A 16,087-nucleotide genomic window follows, 5' to 3' on the forward strand; every position below is an offset into this window, starting at 1 on the left:
GTCTGCCGCGAGATCGAGAAACGCCGGGCGATCTCGGCGTGAGCCACCCCGTCGGCGGCCAGCACGACGATCCGAGCTCGTAGCACCAACCCGGACTTCATCGTGCTCGACCGGATCCAGCCCGCCAGGATCTCCCGATCGCCATCACGCAACACCAGAGGGACAGCTCGCACGGCCCACATTCAACCAGAAACCCATACCGCCCAACAACTTTGGAAGCAACCCACTAGCAGGTATCCGGCGATAAGAAGAACAACTCCGAGAATGAGCATGGGAAATAACTGATTTCGTTAAGGCGTGAGGTGTCACGCGGAATGGTCGGCGGGTGCGCGATTATCGACGTTGACTGCCGCGCGGGAGGTCGAGCGGCACGGAGTCGGCCGATTCTTTCCCGGGCACGTGGCCGCGGGTTGGGGGTCGGTCGTCGGCACCCGTCCCGACATCCGCGCCGGGTGCTTCGATCGGGGCGTCAGCGGTGCCGGTGTAGCGGGTAGGGGCGGCGCCTCGTTGCATGGTGAGGGGCTGTTGCCGTTCGGGGAGCCGGGGGATGACCGCGGTGTCCTGGCGAACTGCTTTGAGCTCGCGGCGTGCACTTGCCCCGAGGCGGGCGGTTCGGCGGGCGTCGGCCAGGAGCATGGCCAGCCCCGCCAGGCCGATGCCGCCGTTGGCGAAAACGCCTGCGACGCCGACGAGTACGGCGGCGATCAGTATGACCAGCCCGATGATGACGATCATGGCGATCCTCGGATCTCTGTGTTTCCTCCAGTACACGCGGACGTGTGACCGGTGTCAACGGTGTAAGACTACACTCGTTGTCTACAGTGATTCTTCCGGCCGACCAACAAGATTCGATGTGAACTCATATGAGCACCTATCTCGACTCGCCGAGCCTGCCTTTCCGCCTGCAATTCGCCTCCGACGAACCCGCCGCGGTGGCGACCGCAGCCCAAGCCTGGGTCGCGCACGGACAGATCTTCACGATCGCACTCACCAATGAGTCGGGCGCGGTCGAAAACCGGTACCTACTGGTGAATTTCGGCGCCATGAGCTGTCTGACCGTGCACGACCAGGACAAGCTCGACGACCCGAGCCACCGGCTCATCACCTACTCTGCCTCGCTCACCGAGAGTGGCGACCTCGCCGTCGAGACCCGATCGCTGGCTGCCCACACCGGCTGATGCGACCCCGTAGTGGGTCGCGTGTCATGAGACCGCCTGCCCGGCAGCGGAGCCGGGTAGGCCGTCGGACACGTTACGGCGCGTGGAGACCGCCCTTGTAGGGAACCGCGAGGATGTTCGCGGCGTCCCAAGCGCGATCGATCAGGGTGAGGACGTCGATGCGGGAGAGTTCGACCAGATCAGGTCGGCTGAGCAGAGTATTCGCGTGGGCGGCTACTTGTGCGGCGAGGAGCGGGCCGAGAAGGCCGAACCGAGTCATGATCCAGCCCAGTGTATTTCGCCCCCGCACCGTGACGAGGACATCGGCGGCCCGGATGGTTTGGTGCTGAACGACCAGGACACATGGTCGATCGGGCACCAGCATGATCCGGGTGCTGATGTGTACTCCGGCGATGAGGCGAGCGTTGAACTCACCGAGGCGGATCACGATCCACACCTGCACCGGGACGTGCACACCGAACTGGCAGTGATCGGTTTGGTGTGGATCGATTTGTACCGTGTCGGTTCGGGCCACCACTTGTACAGAAAGGAGTCCACCAGGGCCGATGGTGTTCGGTCCGATATCGGTGTGGTCCTGCATGATTCGGGTGAGGATAGTGCCGATTCGATCCGGGTTCGCGGCCGCTCGCAGCAGCGCATCGGCGAACTCGACCGGCGACACGGCGCTCAGTGCAGGGTCATCCATGGGGACTGCTGCTGAACTGGACATGGGCAACTCCATCTCGACCGGCGACGCACCGGCGGACTGGATTACAGCCGACTCGATGCATTTCTCCTCGGCGCATACCCGACGCCGATCGAAAATATCCGCGCGACGGCGACCACGTTGAGCGTCGGCGTCCGTGCGATTGAACCGGCTCTGCCCGGGTACGCAGCGCTCATGACCATGGAAGTAACGGCGTCCACTGTTTACTCGTTGCCTTCGGCACGGGGTGAACTATCCAGTGCGGTGGTGGATTTGCTGCGTGGGGAGGCCGCCTCTACGAGACGCACGGTCGGTGAGGCGGTCTGGATCGCCGACGCGGCACAGCCCTACGGCGAGGATCTTCAGCTGGCGCTGCACATCTGCTACGAGCTGCATTACCAGGGTTTCGAATCGGTCGACCCGGAGTGGGAATGGGACCGCGAACTGCTGCATTTGCGCGCGAATCTCGAGCATAGATTCCTTTCCGCACTTCAGCGGGACGTCGCCGGTGGTAGCGATCTGGAGGACGAGCTGGCGCGCCTGCTGGTCGAACCGGCGCAGGGCACGGGGATCGGCTCCTACCTCGCGAAGAAGGGCGAATGGTGGCAGCTGCGTGAGTATTTCGTGCATCGCTCGATCTATCACCATAAGGAAGCCGACTCGCACGTTTGGCTGATCCCACGGCTGCGCGGGCAGGCCAAGGCTTCGCTGGTCGCGATCGAGTTCGATGAGTTCGGCGGCGGGCGCGGTGAACGAATGCGTTCGCAGCTGTTCGCGGAATTGCTGACCGGCGCAGAGCTCGCCCCCGGCTACCTGCGCTATCTGGATGTGGTGCCGGCTCCGATGCTGGCCTTGGTGAACATGATGTCGTTGTTCGGAATGCATCGGGTGTGGCGGGGTGCGCTGGTCGGACAGCTCACCGCGGCGGAGATCACCTCCGTGTCCACGGCGCGCCGCATGACCGCCGCCTTGCGTCGGCTGGCCGCCGACCCGGCATGCCTGCGGTTCTATGCCGAGCACGTCCAAGCCGATGCCGTCCACGAACAGTTCATGCGCCACAGTGTGATTGGGTATCTTCTCGCTCGTGAGCCCGAGCAGATCGCGTCGGTGGTGTTCGGCATTCAGGCTACGAATTGGCTCGAGCAGCGATTCACCGAGCATCTACTCGACCGCAGTTGGGGCGCGGGCCGGAGTTCACTACTGAACCCACCCGATGGGAAGAGTCGGTGATGAGCATCGGAAACGGTGGGTGAATCAGGAATTGCTGTGGTGCTGGTCGCTGAGAACAGTGTCGGGGTGGATCTCGCCGGTCGTCAGTTGCCGGGCGACTTCGGACAGTCGTGTGCTGCGTCGCCGTCCGTAGGAGCGCAAGGCTTGGAATGCGTGGTCCATATCGACGTTGCCGGCTTGTGCGAGAACACCTTTGGCTTGCTCGATGATCACGCGGTTGATCAGAGCGCCTTGGAGTTGTTCGGTGAGCACCTCGCTGCGGTGGATGGCCCGTTCCTGGAGGATTCCGATGGTCGCGGTATCGGCGAGCGCCCGGGCAGCTCGAACGTCTCGCGCGGGCATGGGCCCCGGTATGCGGCCGAAGAGGTTCAACGCGCCGATGGTTTCCTGACGCAATCGCATCGGGATCGCGTGCACCGCGGCGAATCCTTCGTTCAGCGCTCGAGGGACGAAGTGCGGCCACCGGTCGGCCGCTACGGTGAGGTCGGGGACGAAGACCGTTTCACCGGAGTGCACACAGTCCCAGCAGGGGCCCTCGTTGGTCTGGATCTGGTACAGCTCGAGGATCGCGGCCTGTTCGGTCGAGGAGGCCAGCATTTGCAGACCGCCACGCTGGTCGGACATGAGGATTCCGGCAGCGCCGACGTTGAGGAGGCGTTCGCAGTGGGAAGCGAGTTCGTGTAGGACGTCCACGATGTCGTAGTCGTCGACCAGCGTGTCCGCCATCTGCACGAATGCGTCCAGCAGCCCGGACTCTCGTTCGCCGTTGGACAGTGGTGCCTCGAACATGGCGTGTCTCCTGCCTCCCGGTGACCAGCGTAGTTCCGCGACTGCGGCTGAACGGGCGGGTTGACGATAGGGTGTCGGCGACAGAATTCAGGGTTGATCGAGATCGAGTGGGTCGATCCGACGGGCGATCAGATCATCCGCGACATCGTCGACCAGGCGCCCTGTAGCAAAAGAGTAACCTCGCAGCCGCGCGAGCGCGTGGTGTGCCGAGATGTGCAGCGCGGTGATGAGCATTCCGGTCGCTTGATGTACCTGTGCGCGATTTGTCGGCAGATCGGTCCACCACACCGCGTCCGAGGCGCTCGAGCGCAGCTCCAATACGGCGAGCGTCACGATATCGGCTACATGCAGAGCGATGGCGACATCGGCGGTGGACAGCCAGCCGGACTTTTCGCGGTAGAGATCCATGGCGCCAAGGCTGATCACGCCGCTGATCAGCGGAAACGCGAAGATCGCGCCGACCGGTTGGTCGAGCATTTCCGCAGCGAAGATCGGCCACGCCGTGATAGTGGCGGCCCGCAGGTGCGGGACCAGTACCGGGCGGCGGGTCTGGACCGCCTCGAAACATGGTCCTTCACCGAGACTGAACTGTAGCGCCTCGATTTTCGCGACGACTTCGTCACTGGCATACAGTGTTTCGCGCCTGTCGGTGCCGATCATCAGGGAGATCGAGGCGCCGTCGATCGGGAGCAATTCCACACACATCCGACCCACCCGCGCCACCGCGTCCAGGCCGCCGTCGCTGTCGTGCAGTGCGAAATGCAGAGCCTGGCGAGCTTTGCCTACCGAGTCACCGGCTGGGTCGAAATTACTCAACAGCTGTCACCGGCCTGGATGGCGAGGTGATCGGGTGTACGGCCACGCCCATTGAGGTACCGCGATTCTGTGATTGTCGAATGGGCTCGAGGCCGGTCAACAGGCGGCTTACCCGATGGTGTCGACTTCAATCCCTACCGCCACCGGGCGGCGCCTGTTAGTCTGCTCAAGGGCACGAATCTCTTGAGATACCGTGTGCCTCAATAAATCTGCTGTCCTTGACCCCGGCAGTCGAACCGCATCAGCGCGACGACAGAGGGTGTTACTTTGCACAACAGATACCAGTCCCTCTAGCGCCTGGGCGCCGCCACGCGGAGCGCCCGTCAATGCGAGTAGGGCATCACGATCCCTCCAATTTTTTCGCAGTACCGTCGCAGCGGCCGAGTCGCCGCCGCGCGGTACAGAACCGATGATTCGCTTCGCCTGCGCGGCAATCCAATTCGGAGGAATACACAATGAAGCACATTGCTGTCAGTGAATTTGTCGAGACAACATTCGGCCGGAAGATCTCGCCGTGTTGCGGCGCTCGGGTCGGTCGCGGTCGTAATCGCGTGTCGTGGTGTGGGGGTCGGTGATGAGCTCCGCCGTCGATCTCCGCCGAACCCGCGCGAGTACGCCGAATCCCGTTGCCTCCGCGCGAGTATCGCGTAAGAACCGCGCCGGCGACAGCTACGACAATATCGAACCGCTGCTCGCCGAGTTGGCCCGCACCAGCGAGACCGACCCGCGCCGAATTGCCTTGCGGGCGGAAGCGATCGGTCGATGCCTGCCGCTGGCCGAACACATTGCCCGCAGATTCGCCGGTCGTGGTGAGGGCTTCGACGACCTACTGCAAATCGCCCGGCTCGGACTGCTGCACGCGGTCGACCGCTTCGACCCCGCGTACGGCGCAACGTTTCTGTCCTTCGCGGTGCCGACGATTATGGGCGAGGTGCGTCGTTATTTCCGCGACTGCGCCTGGGCGGTACGAGTCCCTCGGCGGGTCAAGGAGATCCAGCAGCTGCTCGGCCCGGCCACCGAGGCACTGACACAACGGCTGGGCCGCCAACCCCGTGCGAGAGAGATCGCAGCGGAACTGGGCATCGAGCTGGAGGAGGTCACGCAGGCGCTGGTGGCTCGCAATGCCTACCGAACCACCACGATCGATGTCGTCACCGACAACGAAAATGGCACTGTGGCAACGTCATTGCTCGATCTTCTCGGAGCCGAGGAACCTGAATACAGCCTTGTGGAAGACTGTATCGCGGTTCAACCGCTGATCGCCGCACTGTCCGCGCGAGAACGCCATGTACTGATCTTGCGGTTCTTCGAATTCCAAACTCAAGTCCAGATCGCCGGTCAGTTCGGCATCTCGCAGATGCAGGTCTCGCGGATCCTGAGCAAAACCCTCAATACCTTGCGCGAGCAAGCATTACGCGACTGAGGTACGGGGACGGGCGGGCGGCGACGCGACGGAGGAGGCCGCCCGCTCGACAACGGTGGGGTCAATTGCGGAAAGCGTCCTTGACCTTCTCACCCGCGTCCTTGAGGTTGGCCTTGGCCTTGTCGGCCTTGTTCTTCGCCTTGTCCAGTGCGCTCATGCCGCAGGTCCTTTCGTGGAGGATGCCGACCTATCGTCTCCAGTCGGTCCTTTCGGCGGATATCCCGCCTCATCGATGTCAAACACGGGATGCGTTGTGAGCGAGGGTTTCTGGATTCTGATTCGTGCTGTCGCCAGCGGGTATAGCTGCGGAAAACGAATCTTCCGGACTGGCGTCCGCCGGTGATCGACAGCGTAGATACACTGTAGAAATCGGATGTAGAACTACACTGTTGACATCGGCTTCTGGGCGGCGTGTACTGGAAGAAGCAAAAATCCAAGTACAGGCGTCAACGATGAGTACGCAGCACAACCACCCCATCTACTCCAGTTGCACCGCCGGCGCCGATGCTCCGGCCGATGAACCCGGCAGTGACGCTGGGCAGGGAACCGACGGTCCGCCCCACGATTCGCAGATGCGATGGGGGCCAGCTTTTCGGTCGCACCCACGTGGCGATCAACGCCGATAACTGCGCTTCCATCGGCAGCCCAGCAACTTGCCGCGTGACATTTCACGTAATCCTGAAATCAGGTATTCGCTCATGATCATTCTCGGAGTCATTCTCGCCGTCGCCGGATTCCTCCTGGGTATCCCGCTGCTCGTCACCCTCGGAATCATCGTCGCGGTCATCGGAGTGATCTTGATGGTCGCCGGTTCGGCCGGGCACGCTATCGGCGGGCGACGTCATTACTACTGAAATCCGCACCAGCACTACAGCATTCAATCTGGGAGCTAGAAAATGAGACAATACGCAGACGACGGGCCGCGGATGCGCGGGCGTGGTCGTTCGTCGATGGGGATCGGCGGCATCCTCGCGGTGCTGCTGTTCGTGTGGCTGATCATCGGCGCTGTCGCCGCCGGGCAGCGCCACTATTACGACAGTGCTCCCACCAACTGTGCGAGCACCGGGACCATCGCGGCAACCATCGTCGCCGGGCCGCTCAACTACATGGGTATCAACCCGAAAATCGCTGACTGCCAGGTGAATGTGCCCCAACCCAGTCCGTAATCGGTAGCAGCCACGAGCGTTCGTGCGCTCGGCTCGAATATCTCGAACCGGCGCGGCCCGCACCCCGCGCCCTCTCCACCGTCCCGACGTATATGGACCGCCCTGATGAGTTCACCGCGAACAATTGACGCGACCCTTCCCACGACATCATTACGACCCCCACCCGACGATGCTATGAGCCTGGCGCAGGTTGCCTCCCGTGCTGAATGGTTGATCGGCCGCGAGGAGGTATTGGCTCAGGACAGAGCAGCCGCCCGCGCGCGTGATGCGGACGAGGCGCGGCGTCAGCGGCTCCCAATGATCAAGCTGGACAAGGGATATGAATTCGAGGGGCCGGGCGGCAGGTCCACGTTGCTGGATCTGTTCGTCGGCCTGCGCCGGCTCCTGGTCTGCCACCTCCTGCTCGATCCCGCCGGTGCCAGGGAATGCGCGAGCTGTAGTGCTGCGGCCGAAGAGGTTTCGAGCGATCTGCTCAACCGCTTGCGGGACCGTGAAACCTCGTTCGTCGCGGTCTCGCACGCGCCGCTGACCGTGATCGAGAGATACCAGGCGCGCAGAGGATGGGCGTTTCCCTGGTACTCCTGCATCGGCAGCGACTTCAACTGCGACTTCCATGGCACGCGAGACGATTCAGCGACGTCCAACAACCATCGCAGTGGTGCGCCGCGACAGGTAGGTACACAACCCGGCCAGCGCGTCTTCGAACGTGAAGGCGCCCGGCTGTTCCACGCCTACTCCATGTTCGCCCGGCGCTCCGAACCGCTTGGTAGTTGGTGCTATTGGCTCGATCTGACCGCTCGCGGCGGGTAGGCGCACCACCCACACAAAGAAGGAACCATGCCCGGTACCAGCCCGTCCCGATCCCCGTCGGCCCATTCATCGCGGGTGCCATCGGACAACTCGTCCTCCACCGCGGGCCGGATCGCCCAGAACAGCGTCTTCGAGCGATTCGCCCGGGCAGGCTTCGTTGTGAGCGGCATCGTCCATCTGATCATCGGGTACATTGCCATCCGAATCGCGCTCGGTGGTGCGGGTGGGACCGCCGACCAATCAGGGGCCATGTCGGAGCTGGCCGGCAAACCCGGTGGCATCGTGGCCCTGTGGATCGGCGTCGTCGCATTTCTGATCATGGGCCTGTGGCGGCTTGCCGAGGCGGCACTGGGTAGCTCGTCCCAACCTGACGCCGACACCAAGAAATCCGAGGCGATCGATCGCCTCAAGGCGTTCTTCGTGGCAGTGGTCTATTTCGCATTCGCCTTGTCCGCGTTCGGATTTGCCCGCGGTCACGGCAAATCCAGTAGCGGTGCGAGTGTCGGGCTCAGCGCACGCCTGATGCAGACCACCGCGGGCACGGTCGGCCTCGTCGCGGGCGGGCTGATCATCATCGCGATCGGCGGCTATCACATCTACAAGGGAGGCAGCCAGCACTTCCTGAAAGATCTGAAGGGCACCACCGGTGAACTCGTGCGAGTGCTGGGCACAACGGGGTACATCGCGAAGGGTTCGGCGATGGCCGCAGTCGGGGTGCTGGTGATCCTGGCGGCGAGTGAATCGCAGCCGGACAAGGCCGCCGGACTCGACGGAGCCTTCAAAACCCTTGGGGCGCAACCGTATGGCATGGTCCTGCTCGTCGTGGCGGGCCTGGGCATCATCACCTATGGCCTCTACAGCTTCGCCATGGCCCGATCCATCAAGATGTAGCAGAGACAGGAAACAACGCATGATCGTCATCACCGGAGCAACCGGAACCGTTGGGCGCGAAACGATCCAACTCCTGCTCGAAGCCGGACACAAAGTGAAAGCCATCAGCCGCGATCCTTCCGGCTCCGGCCTGCCCGACAGTGTCGAACTGGTCGTCGGTAATCCGTCCGCGCCTCGTATTTCGGTGAGCTGCTGCGCTGTGTGCGGTTGATGCGTGCGGGAGATCTGTTGTTGTTCACCGATTGGCGTGGCGATCCGGACCAGGCGATGAACACCGACGGCCATGAGATCTCAGTCCTGTTGTGCGAGGCGGCTATTCGCGGAGTGGTGGTGAAAGGTCTCATCTGACGTTCGCATGTGGACGCTTTTGCGTTCAGCGAGCAGGAGAACCGGCATCTGGGTGAATATATCGGGGCCGCGGGCAGTGAGTGCCTGCGCGATATGCGCGCTGAGCAGCCGGTCGGCAATACTCACCACAGACCTCCGATTCTGCAGTCGATACCCCGACGGCGTGACGTTTGCGGGTGCTGGTGCCGTCACCCGGCGCGCACGGGCAGATCGAGCCGATAGCACCAGTTGCCAAGCGTTTCGGCCCGGAGAGCGAACATGGAGTAGCCGTGGAACAGGCGGCTGCCTTCACGTTCGAAGACGCTCCGATGGGAGGGCGTTTCACTGCGGTAGCTGTTATCGCGCGTGGCATGGAAGTCGTAGTGGAAGTCGCTCCCGGAACTGGAATACCAGGGAAACGCCCAACCTCTGCGAGCTTTGTACCGCTCGATCTCGGTCATCGGTGCGCGGGAGACCGCGACGAACGAGGTGTCACGGCGCCGCAGGCGGGTGAGCAGATCGTCCGAAACTTCTTCGGCCGCAGCACTGCAACTCGCACATTCCTCCGCGCTGCCGGGATCGAGCAGGAAGTGGCAGACCAAGCCGGCGCAGGCCGAGGAACAGATCCAGCAATGTCACCGGGCCGTCGGGCCCGCCGAAGTCGTATCCCTTGTCCAGCTTGATCATCGGGAGCTTGCGGCGTTGGGACTCGTGCGCATCACGTGTGCGGGTCGATGCTCTGTCCTGAACCAGGACTTCCTCGCGGCCGATGAGCACTTTCCACGAAAGGGCTTGTGACATGAGCGGACTGGACAAGGCGAAGAACAAAGCCGATGAGCTGGCGGGCCGGGCCAAGGAGAAGTCCGGCGAAATCACCGGGAACAAGACCAAGCAGAACGAGGGCAAGGCCGACCTGAAGGGTGCGGCCGAGAAGGTCAAGGACGCCTTCCGCAAGTGAGCTGACCTCGGCTGCACCAGCTCGGGCGGGTAGTCGCCCTCGGGAGATTACCCGCCCGAAACCCCTTACAGCCCAACAGATATCATTCGGATTGTTCAGTCGCGTAATGCCTGTTCGCGCAACGCCTTCAGTGTTCTGCTCAGGGTCCGCGAAATCTGCATCTGCGAGACGCCGAAGGATTCGGCGATCCGGATCTGCGGTTGGAACTCGAAGAACCGCATTATCAACACCTGACGGTCTCGCTCGGGCAGCGCCTCGAGCAACGGTTTCACCGCCATGTAGTCCTCCACCGCGGCGAACTTCCGATTCTTCGGCGCCGAGGACATCCAGCAGCGACAGCGGCTGGTTCTCGCCGTCGCTGTCACTGCAGGCATCGATCGAGAAGCTCCGGTAGCCGTTGCGCGCGAGGACAGCCAGAGTGACCTCGACCAGGTCGACGTCGAGTTCCTCGGCGATCTCCGAGGCTTTCGTTATCCGGCCCAACCGTTGAAACAATCGGTCGATCGCGAGGCCGATGATCAGCTGAATCTCCTTGAGCCGTCGAGGTACTCGCACCGCCCAGGTGTAGTCACGGAAATGCCGGCGCACCTCGCCCATGATCGTCGGGATGGCGAAGGACAGGAACGGTGCGCCGTGCCCCAGGTCGAAGCGGTCGACGGCGATGACCACCCCCACTCGCGCGGTCTGCAGCAGATCCTCGAAGTTCTCGCCCCGGCCGCTGTACTTGCGTGCGATGTTCTCTGCCAGCGGCAGACATCGCCCGATCAGCTCCTCCCGCAAGGGTTTTCGGCGCGAGTCCGCTGCGTCCAGCACCACGAGCCGGGCGAAGAACGGTTCGAGATTGTCATAGCTGTCGGCGCCACGGCGCCGGCGAGGCGTTGTTGTCGGGGAATCAAGTGTCGCCCGATTGCTCATCGGTGCCGCCTCGGATCCACATGAATCGATGGCAGCCGAACACCCGCACATCTGTGCTGTACGCGGTGGTGACACATCGATCGAGTTGGCGGCGATCCACGAGCACCTTCGCCCGGATCGGCTGCGGCTTCCAGTAGACGCCGCCGGAAACCTGGCGTCTACACTGTAGGTCTACACTAATACATGTAGTGGTTCATCCGAGCACCCGCCAACGCACAAGCGTGCCCAGCGGGAGCGATGCGCGGCCGCATCGGGGTGATGGCGCCGGGTAGTTCGCCGGCGGATCCAGTAGCTAGGAGACCGAATGACCCGAAACCCATTCCGCAATCCCGCCCGCCCTACCGATCAGCCCCTCCTGTGGCCCGACCCCAGCCCGCTGAGCACTTGGTGGGACACCGTCATGGAATTCCCCCACCGTGATGCTCAGCCAAAACCTCGAACCACCGACCCGCACGAGCCGTGAAATCGGCTGGTAGCCACTGAAAACCGCGCTCACGCCGATATGAACCAACGTAGACCTACGGTGTTGACATCGAGTTGGCGGAAGCGTGTACTGAGAACAGCAATCTGCTCCACCAAAGGGTCCTTCATGATCACCGTTATAGGTGTATTCGTACTCATCGCCGCCGTCATCGCCGGACTTGCGGCAATCTTTTCCACCGGCGGTGATCCGCACTCGTTGACCGGCGACTTCACCGTATTGCGTTACCACGTCACCGACACCGCCAGCCTCGCCTTGCTATGGGGCGCGGTTGTCGGTCTCATCGCGCTGGTCCTACTGGGCCGACTGCTGGTCGATGCCAAGCGGATCGAACGTCGCAGGCTGCAAGAAGCGCACGGTCCGGCAGCACCGCCGAGCCCGCCGATCATCGCGGGAGTATCGAAATAGACAGGACGCCAAGCCTTCTCGCGAGGCAGCGGCAGAACCTATCGCCTCCGTGCTCATCGCCCGGTCCGAATCACCACAACGGAGCCACAGCATGAGCGGAGACCGCGCAATCGAACCGGCGGACGAGCACATGGTCGACGCGGCGGAAGCGGGCCACAGCGACACGGTCGCGCAGCCGCACACCGCCGACGAGGGCGGGCAGATGATCGCGGCGGAAGCGGCGGCGGCCCGGGCCAGCACGCAGGAGAATCCGCTCGGCAAACCTGGACGGCGATTCGATCGGCGTTCGCCGTTCATGATCGGCATGGCCGGTGCGGCCGGAGTCGCAGTGACCTTCGGCGCGATCCAGGCGGTGCTCGCCGTGAGTCAGGTGCTGGTGCTCATCACCATCGCACTGTTCCTGGCGATCGGACTGGAACCCGCTGTGACCTGGCTGGTTCGGCCGTGGTTTCCGCGATGGGCCGCAGTGACCGCCGTGTCCGTGGTGTCCGTGGTGGCCCTCGGCCTGTTCGCCGGATTTCTCGCAGCCGCGATACCACCGCTGGTGACACAGGGCGGTGCACTGGTCCACAACGCTCCGGGCTACGTCAACCACCTCTCGCAGCGATACCCACTGATCGGCACGCTCAACACCCGATTTCATCTACAGGACCGGCTCCAACAGGGACTCGGATCCGATCCCGCCGGCCTGATCGGCGGTGTCCTCGGCGCCGGTCGCCTGGTGTTCAGCATTGTCAGCGAGACAGTGATCGTCGCGGTGCTGACCTGCTATTTCATGGCCGACTTCCCTCAGGTGCGGGCCTATTTCTACCGGCTCTTCCCACGCTCCCGGCGACCGCGCGCGATCCTGATCGGCGACGAGATCTTCGTCAAGGTAGGCGGCTACATCCTGGGAAATCTGGTCATCTCCCTCATCACCGCGGTACTGACCTTCGTGTGGCTGTCGATCTTCGAGGTGCCGTACCCACTGCTGCTTGCCGTGCTGGTCGCCATCTTGGACCTGCTCCCCGTGGTGGGATCCAGCGTCGCCGGAATCATTGTGGCACTGGTCGCGCTGACGGTATCCCTACCGATAGCCGTCGCCACCGTCAGCTTTTTCATCGTGCTGCGCTTGGTCGAGGACTACCTGCTCGTACCCCGAATCATCGGCAGGACAGTCCAAGTGCCCGCAATAGTGACCGTGGTGTCGGTCCTGCTCGGCGGCGCGCTGCTGGGCATTGTCGGAGCGCTGCTGGCCATCCCGGTCGCCGCCGCGCTATTGCTGATCATCCGGGAAACGGTGTTGCCATCCCTGGACGAACGGTAGACAGGCGCCGCTATGGATCACTCCCGCTGGCACCGAGGAAATGCTGCTGGAGTTGCTTCCGGTCTTCGGTCTGCTGTCGTTCACCCCCGTATTGCCGATCACGGGTGTCGTACTGGTCATCTTGTTGTTGATGACGCTGGTCGCGGTGCACTCATCGTGGCGGTCCATTGTGCGTGGGGGCTGGGAACAGTGAGTGTTGTTGTGCTCGTTCCGATTCAGGGTGCGGCCCGCGTCATCGCGTTCGGGTTCATTCCCATCTTCCGCACCGATATCCGCTGCTGAGAGTGCCAATCGTCACCCAGAGGCACCCGCCTCACACCACAGCACCTGTTTGACATGGACGGTTGGGGCAATTCGTAGAAAGGACCGGCTGGATTCGACGAGCCGGGCACCTCCACGAAAGGGCTTGTGACATGAGCGCATTGGATAAGGCAAAGAACAAGGCTGACGAACTCGCGGGCCGGGTCAAGGAGACGACCGGTAAAGCCACCGGCGACGAGAGCCAGGAGAACGAGGGCAAGGCCGACCGGGCCAAGGCCGACCTCAAAGACACGGGAGAGAAGGTCAAGGACGCATTCCGCAAGTAACCTGACGTCGTCGACGTCGGCTCGAGCGGGTAGTCACCTTCAGGAGGCCACCCGCTCGAAACCTGCACAGCCCAACAGGTGTCGTTCAAGTTCTGGTCGAAACCACCAGATCAGAGGCGTCGACCCTGTGCACACCAGCAACCACACCGTCAACCGGACTCACCGGCACAGTCCTGCTGACCATCTGCCTACAGGTCGGGATCACTGAACGATTGGCGTTCTATCCACTACCGACCTGGACAGCAGTGACCGGCGCGGCAATCGTGCTCGCGCCTGTCCGAGAGGCACTGCGGCAACGAAACCAAACACCTACCAAAACGTTCCCGAATGTAGATCTACATTGTTGACACCGTGTTCGGGGCAGCGTGTACTCGAAGGATCAGCGGGTCGACGCCTGGACGCTGCGTGTACCGGGCTCGAGCCGCCACACTCGTGTGAGAAAGACTGTCAGATGCACACCACCGCACAACAATCCGACAGCGGATCCACGACGATGACGTCGGACGGGCGGGGCAGATTGACGATCTTCGATCGCTTCGCGACCGCCACCAGCATCCAGGCATCCAAGGCCGGATTCTTCGTGGCCTGCGTGCTGATGGTGCTGCTGTGGGTGCCCACCTTCCTGATCATGCCGAGCATCGACACCTGGCAACTGGTGATCAACACCGCGACCACGATCATCACTTTCCTGCTCGTCGCGCTGCTGCAGAACACCCAATCCCGCGCCGACAAGGCCGTGCAGCAAAAGCTCAACGCCATCGCCGACGCCCTCGCCGACTTCATGGGCGTACTCAGCGCCGACCACCCCGAACTGAACCGGCACCGCCAGGAACTCGCCGACGCCGTCGGCCTCGAAAAACGCGAATCATCCTGACCGTCACCGCCGGCGAACAAACAAATTACCCACGAAGACCTGATGGTGATGCACGGACAGGACCGGAAACTGGCCGGGATCCAGCGCGAGCACTGGCAGAAGATGTACCGCGCCCATCCGCAGATGTACGGCGACCAGCCGTCGGCGCCGGCGCTGTATGCCGTCGAGGTGTTCCGCTCAGCCGGCGCGCGTGAGGTCCTGGAACTGGGCGCGGGGCAGGGTCGCGACAGCGTGCACTTCGCGCGGCTCGGATTCGCTGTGCAGGCCACCGATTTCAGCAATGTCGGCCTCGAACAGCTACAGGCCCGCGCCGACGCGGAGGGACTGAACACCCTGCGCACAATGATGGTCGATGCACGCAAGCCACTGCCGCAGGCGAATGCGTCCGTGGATGCGGTGTTCGCGCACATGCTGCTGTGTATGGCGCTGTCCACCAACGAGATCCATGCGCTGGTCGGCGAGATCCGCCGGGTCCTGCGCCCTGACGGCACCTTCATCTACACGGTGCGCCACACCGGCGACCCGCACTACGGAGTCGGAATCGTGCACGGGGACGACATCTTCGAGCACGACGGCTTTGCCGTGCACTTCTTCTACCGTCACCTCGTCGTCCAGCTCGCCGAGGGCTGGCGCTTGCGGGACATCCGCTCTTTCCAGGAAAGCGAACTACCGCGCCGCATGTGGCGAATCACCCAGAGCCCGAACAGCTGAACCGAGCCTAACGCCCCACGAAACCCTCTATGCTGCACCGCAATCCATTTGGATCATCGGCGACCCTGCCCGACGGATCGGCCGCCGCGCCAGCAGACTGGATCCAGCCGACCAGCGGCGGGAACCCACTCCCCCAGCGCCCAGTCCGTCCCCTCACGGTGCACCCGGCTGACCCACGCGAACGGGCTGTCGGTCACCAGGCGTCCTCGGGGCATGTCCGGTTCGATCGCGGCGAGTGTGGCCACGAGATACCAACTGCCCGCCTCCACCTCGAAGGCCGGCAGATGAGCGCACACCTGTTCGGCAGCCATATTCAGTCGCGGGCCACCACTACCCCAGCCGGAAGCAACCCGACGCAGTCGCTATCGAGAACCGCGGCCACCACAGTCCATTGCCGACGATCGCTACCCGCATCAGCTGTCAAGTCCTTGTTATTCCACATCGTCGGCCCCTGCGCCGCGATTTCGAATGAACGGCCGTTCGCACGGGTGCAGAGCGACCCGCCGACTCGAACCAGCCGCCAACAGCACCG

General features: G+C 63.1%; 22 protein-coding genes and 2 pseudogenes. 16 read left to right on the forward strand and 8 right to left on the reverse strand.

Annotated features, from left to right (window positions below; all coding sequences use genetic code 11):
- Positions 1–333 precede the first annotated feature (333 nt).
- The gene (locus GFY24_RS25240) at positions 334–735 is read right to left on the reverse strand and encodes a hypothetical protein (protein WP_153807593.1); all 402 of its coding nucleotides are present in this window, start codon (positions 733–735) and stop codon (positions 334–336) included.
- A gap of 128 nt (positions 736–863) precedes the next feature.
- Between GFY24_RS25240 and GFY24_RS25245 the strand changes: the two genes are divergently transcribed.
- Positions 864–1,178, forward strand: a complete 315-nt coding sequence (locus GFY24_RS25245; protein ID WP_153807594.1) for a hypothetical protein — start codon at positions 864–866, stop codon at positions 1,176–1,178.
- Positions 1,179–1,251: 73 nt separating this feature from the next.
- Here GFY24_RS25245 and GFY24_RS25250 read toward each other — a convergent pair whose 3' ends face one another.
- Entirely contained in the window at positions 1,252–1,887 is a 636-nt protein-coding gene (locus GFY24_RS25250) for a hypothetical protein (protein ID WP_153807595.1), read from the reverse strand.
- A gap of 171 nt (positions 1,888–2,058) precedes the next feature.
- On the opposite strand from GFY24_RS25250, the gene GFY24_RS25255 reads away from it, so the two are divergent.
- Positions 2,059–3,093 (forward strand): iron-containing redox enzyme family protein, encoded by a 1,035-nt coding sequence (locus tag GFY24_RS25255; protein WP_153807596.1) that lies wholly within the window; start codon positions 2,059–2,061, stop codon positions 3,091–3,093.
- A gap of 24 nt (positions 3,094–3,117) precedes the next feature.
- On the opposite strand, the gene GFY24_RS25260 is transcribed toward GFY24_RS25255, so the two are convergent.
- Positions 3,118–3,882 (reverse strand): GAF and ANTAR domain-containing protein, encoded by a 765-nt coding sequence (locus GFY24_RS25260; RefSeq protein ID WP_153807597.1) that lies wholly within the window; start codon positions 3,880–3,882, stop codon positions 3,118–3,120.
- 87 nt (positions 3,883–3,969) lie between these two features.
- Entirely contained in the window at positions 3,970–4,698 is a 729-nt protein-coding gene (locus GFY24_RS25265; protein WP_153807598.1) for a GAF and ANTAR domain-containing protein, read from the reverse strand.
- Between the two features lie 574 nt (positions 4,699–5,272).
- Here GFY24_RS25265 and GFY24_RS25270 point away from each other — a divergent pair.
- The 7 genes from GFY24_RS25270 to GFY24_RS25295 all read left to right on the forward strand — a co-directional run bounded on the left by GFY24_RS25270 (position 5,273) and on the right by GFY24_RS25295 (position 9,336).
- Positions 5,273–6,121, forward strand: coding sequence for a SigB/SigF/SigG family RNA polymerase sigma factor (locus GFY24_RS25270; protein ID WP_153807599.1), 849 nt, complete (start codon positions 5,273–5,275; stop codon positions 6,119–6,121).
- 698 nt (positions 6,122–6,819) lie between these two features.
- The gene (locus GFY24_RS41230) at positions 6,820–6,975 is read left to right on the forward strand and encodes a DUF6131 family protein (protein ID WP_194853016.1); all 156 of its coding nucleotides are present in this window, start codon (positions 6,820–6,822) and stop codon (positions 6,973–6,975) included.
- Positions 6,976–7,047: 72 nt separating this feature from the next.
- Positions 7,048–7,287, forward strand: coding sequence for a hypothetical protein (locus GFY24_RS25275; RefSeq protein ID WP_153807752.1), 240 nt, complete (start codon positions 7,048–7,050; stop codon positions 7,285–7,287).
- Between the two features lie 174 nt (positions 7,288–7,461).
- On the forward strand, positions 7,462–8,097 hold the full coding sequence (locus GFY24_RS25280) for a DUF899 family protein (RefSeq protein ID WP_194853017.1): 636 nt from the start codon (positions 7,462–7,464) through the stop codon (positions 8,095–8,097).
- Between the two features lie 27 nt (positions 8,098–8,124).
- The gene (locus tag GFY24_RS25285) at positions 8,125–8,988 is read left to right on the forward strand and encodes a DUF1206 domain-containing protein (RefSeq protein WP_153807601.1); all 864 of its coding nucleotides are present in this window, start codon (positions 8,125–8,127) and stop codon (positions 8,986–8,988) included.
- 19 nt (positions 8,989–9,007) lie between these two features.
- Complete coding sequence (locus GFY24_RS41235; protein ID WP_194853018.1) at positions 9,008–9,199, forward strand: NAD(P)H-binding protein; 192 nt, start codon at positions 9,008–9,010, stop codon at positions 9,197–9,199.
- Entirely contained in the window at positions 9,199–9,336 is a 138-nt protein-coding gene (locus GFY24_RS25295; RefSeq protein WP_153807603.1) for a hypothetical protein, read from the forward strand. Before GFY24_RS41235 ends, GFY24_RS25295 begins: the two co-directional genes overlap by 1 nt.
- A 188-nt stretch (positions 9,337–9,524) precedes the next feature.
- On the opposite strand, the pseudogene GFY24_RS25300 reads toward GFY24_RS25295, so the two are convergent.
- Positions 9,525–10,116: pseudogene (locus tag GFY24_RS25300) on the reverse strand (DUF899 family protein).
- Here GFY24_RS25300 and GFY24_RS25310 point away from each other — a divergent pair.
- Positions 10,115–10,273 carry a CsbD family protein gene (locus tag GFY24_RS25310; RefSeq protein ID WP_153807606.1) on the forward strand — a complete coding sequence of 53 codons (159 nt, stop codon included), beginning with the start codon at positions 10,115–10,117 and terminating at the stop codon, positions 10,271–10,273. The pseudogene GFY24_RS25300 and the gene GFY24_RS25310 overlap by 2 nt on opposite strands.
- 95 nt (positions 10,274–10,368) lie before the next feature.
- Here GFY24_RS25310 and GFY24_RS43835 read toward each other — a convergent pair whose 3' ends face one another.
- Complete coding sequence (locus tag GFY24_RS43835) at positions 10,369–10,647, reverse strand: sigma-70 family RNA polymerase sigma factor (protein WP_375336098.1); 279 nt, start codon at positions 10,645–10,647, stop codon at positions 10,369–10,371.
- A gap of 22 nt (positions 10,648–10,669) precedes the next feature.
- Positions 10,670–11,239 (reverse strand): annotated as a pseudogene (locus tag GFY24_RS43840) (sigma-70 family RNA polymerase sigma factor); the annotation flags it as partial.
- Between the two features lie 538 nt (positions 11,240–11,777).
- Between GFY24_RS43840 and GFY24_RS25320 the strand changes: the two are divergent.
- The 6 genes from GFY24_RS25320 (at position 11,778) to GFY24_RS25345 (ending at position 15,555) form a co-directional block, all read left to right on the forward strand.
- Positions 11,778–12,077 carry a hypothetical protein gene (locus GFY24_RS25320; protein WP_153807607.1) on the forward strand — a complete coding sequence of 100 codons (300 nt, stop codon included), beginning with the start codon at positions 11,778–11,780 and terminating at the stop codon, positions 12,075–12,077.
- A gap of 91 nt (positions 12,078–12,168) precedes the next feature.
- Positions 12,169–13,383, forward strand: coding sequence for an AI-2E family transporter (locus tag GFY24_RS25325; RefSeq protein ID WP_228566647.1), 1,215 nt, complete (start codon positions 12,169–12,171; stop codon positions 13,381–13,383).
- Between the two features lie 40 nt (positions 13,384–13,423).
- Positions 13,424–13,576, forward strand: coding sequence for a hypothetical protein (locus GFY24_RS25330; RefSeq protein ID WP_153807608.1), 153 nt, complete (start codon positions 13,424–13,426; stop codon positions 13,574–13,576).
- Positions 13,577–13,796: 220 nt separating this feature from the next.
- Positions 13,797–13,970 carry a CsbD family protein gene (locus GFY24_RS25335; RefSeq protein WP_153807609.1) on the forward strand — a complete coding sequence of 58 codons (174 nt, stop codon included), beginning with the start codon at positions 13,797–13,799 and terminating at the stop codon, positions 13,968–13,970.
- A gap of 493 nt (positions 13,971–14,463) precedes the next feature.
- Complete coding sequence (locus GFY24_RS25340; RefSeq protein WP_153807610.1) at positions 14,464–14,844, forward strand: low affinity iron permease family protein; 381 nt, start codon at positions 14,464–14,466, stop codon at positions 14,842–14,844.
- A gap of 42 nt (positions 14,845–14,886) precedes the next feature.
- A complete protein-coding gene (locus GFY24_RS25345) occupies positions 14,887–15,555 on the forward strand; it encodes a class I SAM-dependent methyltransferase (RefSeq protein WP_228566648.1) in 669 nt (222 codons plus the stop codon).
- Between the two features lie 53 nt (positions 15,556–15,608).
- Here GFY24_RS25345 and GFY24_RS25350 read toward each other — a convergent pair whose 3' ends face one another.
- On the reverse strand, positions 15,609–15,866 hold the full coding sequence (locus GFY24_RS25350; RefSeq protein ID WP_153807611.1) for a hypothetical protein: 258 nt from the start codon (positions 15,864–15,866) through the stop codon (positions 15,609–15,611).
- Between the last annotated feature and the right edge of the window lie 221 nt (positions 15,867–16,087).

It is taken from the genome of Nocardia sp. SYP-A9097 (genome assembly GCF_009649815.1).
Lineage (GTDB): Bacteria > Actinomycetota > Actinomycetes > Mycobacteriales > Mycobacteriaceae > Nocardia.

Coding starts and splice junctions, on each gene's coding strand:
- GFY24_RS25250 (WP_153807595.1), bottom strand. CDS start 1,887: ATGTCCAGTTCAGCAGCAGTCCCCATGGATGACCCTGCACTGAGCGCC.
- GFY24_RS25295 (WP_153807603.1), top strand. CDS start 9,199: ATGCGTGCGGGAGATCTGTTGTTGTTCACCGATTGGCGTGGCGATCCG.
- GFY24_RS25245 (WP_153807594.1), top strand. CDS start 864: ATGAGCACCTATCTCGACTCGCCGAGCCTGCCTTTCCGCCTGCAATTC.
- GFY24_RS25270 (WP_153807599.1), top strand. CDS start 5,273: ATGAGCTCCGCCGTCGATCTCCGCCGAACCCGCGCGAGTACGCCGAAT.
- GFY24_RS25335 (WP_153807609.1), top strand. CDS start 13,797: ATGAGCGCATTGGATAAGGCAAAGAACAAGGCTGACGAACTCGCGGGC.
- GFY24_RS25325 (WP_228566647.1), top strand. CDS start 12,169: ATGAGCGGAGACCGCGCAATCGAACCGGCGGACGAGCACATGGTCGAC.
- GFY24_RS25340 (WP_153807610.1), top strand. CDS start 14,464: ATGACGTCGGACGGGCGGGGCAGATTGACGATCTTCGATCGCTTCGCG.
- GFY24_RS25320 (WP_153807607.1), top strand. CDS start 11,778: ATGATCACCGTTATAGGTGTATTCGTACTCATCGCCGCCGTCATCGCC.
- GFY24_RS25240 (WP_153807593.1), bottom strand. CDS start 735: ATGATCGTCATCATCGGGCTGGTCATACTGATCGCCGCCGTACTCGTC.
- GFY24_RS25275 (WP_153807752.1), top strand. CDS start 7,048: ATGCGCGGGCGTGGTCGTTCGTCGATGGGGATCGGCGGCATCCTCGCG.
- GFY24_RS25285 (WP_153807601.1), top strand. CDS start 8,125: ATGCCCGGTACCAGCCCGTCCCGATCCCCGTCGGCCCATTCATCGCGG.
- GFY24_RS43835 (WP_375336098.1), bottom strand. CDS start 10,647: ATGCCTGCAGTGACAGCGACGGCGAGAACCAGCCGCTGTCGCTGCTGG.
- GFY24_RS41230 (WP_194853016.1), top strand. CDS start 6,820: ATGATCATTCTCGGAGTCATTCTCGCCGTCGCCGGATTCCTCCTGGGT.
- GFY24_RS25330 (WP_153807608.1), top strand. CDS start 13,424: ATGCTGCTGGAGTTGCTTCCGGTCTTCGGTCTGCTGTCGTTCACCCCC.
- GFY24_RS25310 (WP_153807606.1), top strand. CDS start 10,115: ATGAGCGGACTGGACAAGGCGAAGAACAAAGCCGATGAGCTGGCGGGC.
- GFY24_RS25260 (WP_153807597.1), bottom strand. CDS start 3,882: ATGTTCGAGGCACCACTGTCCAACGGCGAACGAGAGTCCGGGCTGCTG.
- GFY24_RS25345 (WP_228566648.1), top strand. CDS start 14,887: ATGGTGATGCACGGACAGGACCGGAAACTGGCCGGGATCCAGCGCGAG.
- GFY24_RS41235 (WP_194853018.1), top strand. CDS start 9,008: ATGATCGTCATCACCGGAGCAACCGGAACCGTTGGGCGCGAAACGATC.
- GFY24_RS25255 (WP_153807596.1), top strand. CDS start 2,059: ATGACCATGGAAGTAACGGCGTCCACTGTTTACTCGTTGCCTTCGGCA.
- GFY24_RS25280 (WP_194853017.1), top strand. CDS start 7,462: ATGAGCCTGGCGCAGGTTGCCTCCCGTGCTGAATGGTTGATCGGCCGC.
- GFY24_RS25350 (WP_153807611.1), bottom strand. CDS start 15,866: ATGGCTGCCGAACAGGTGTGCGCTCATCTGCCGGCCTTCGAGGTGGAG.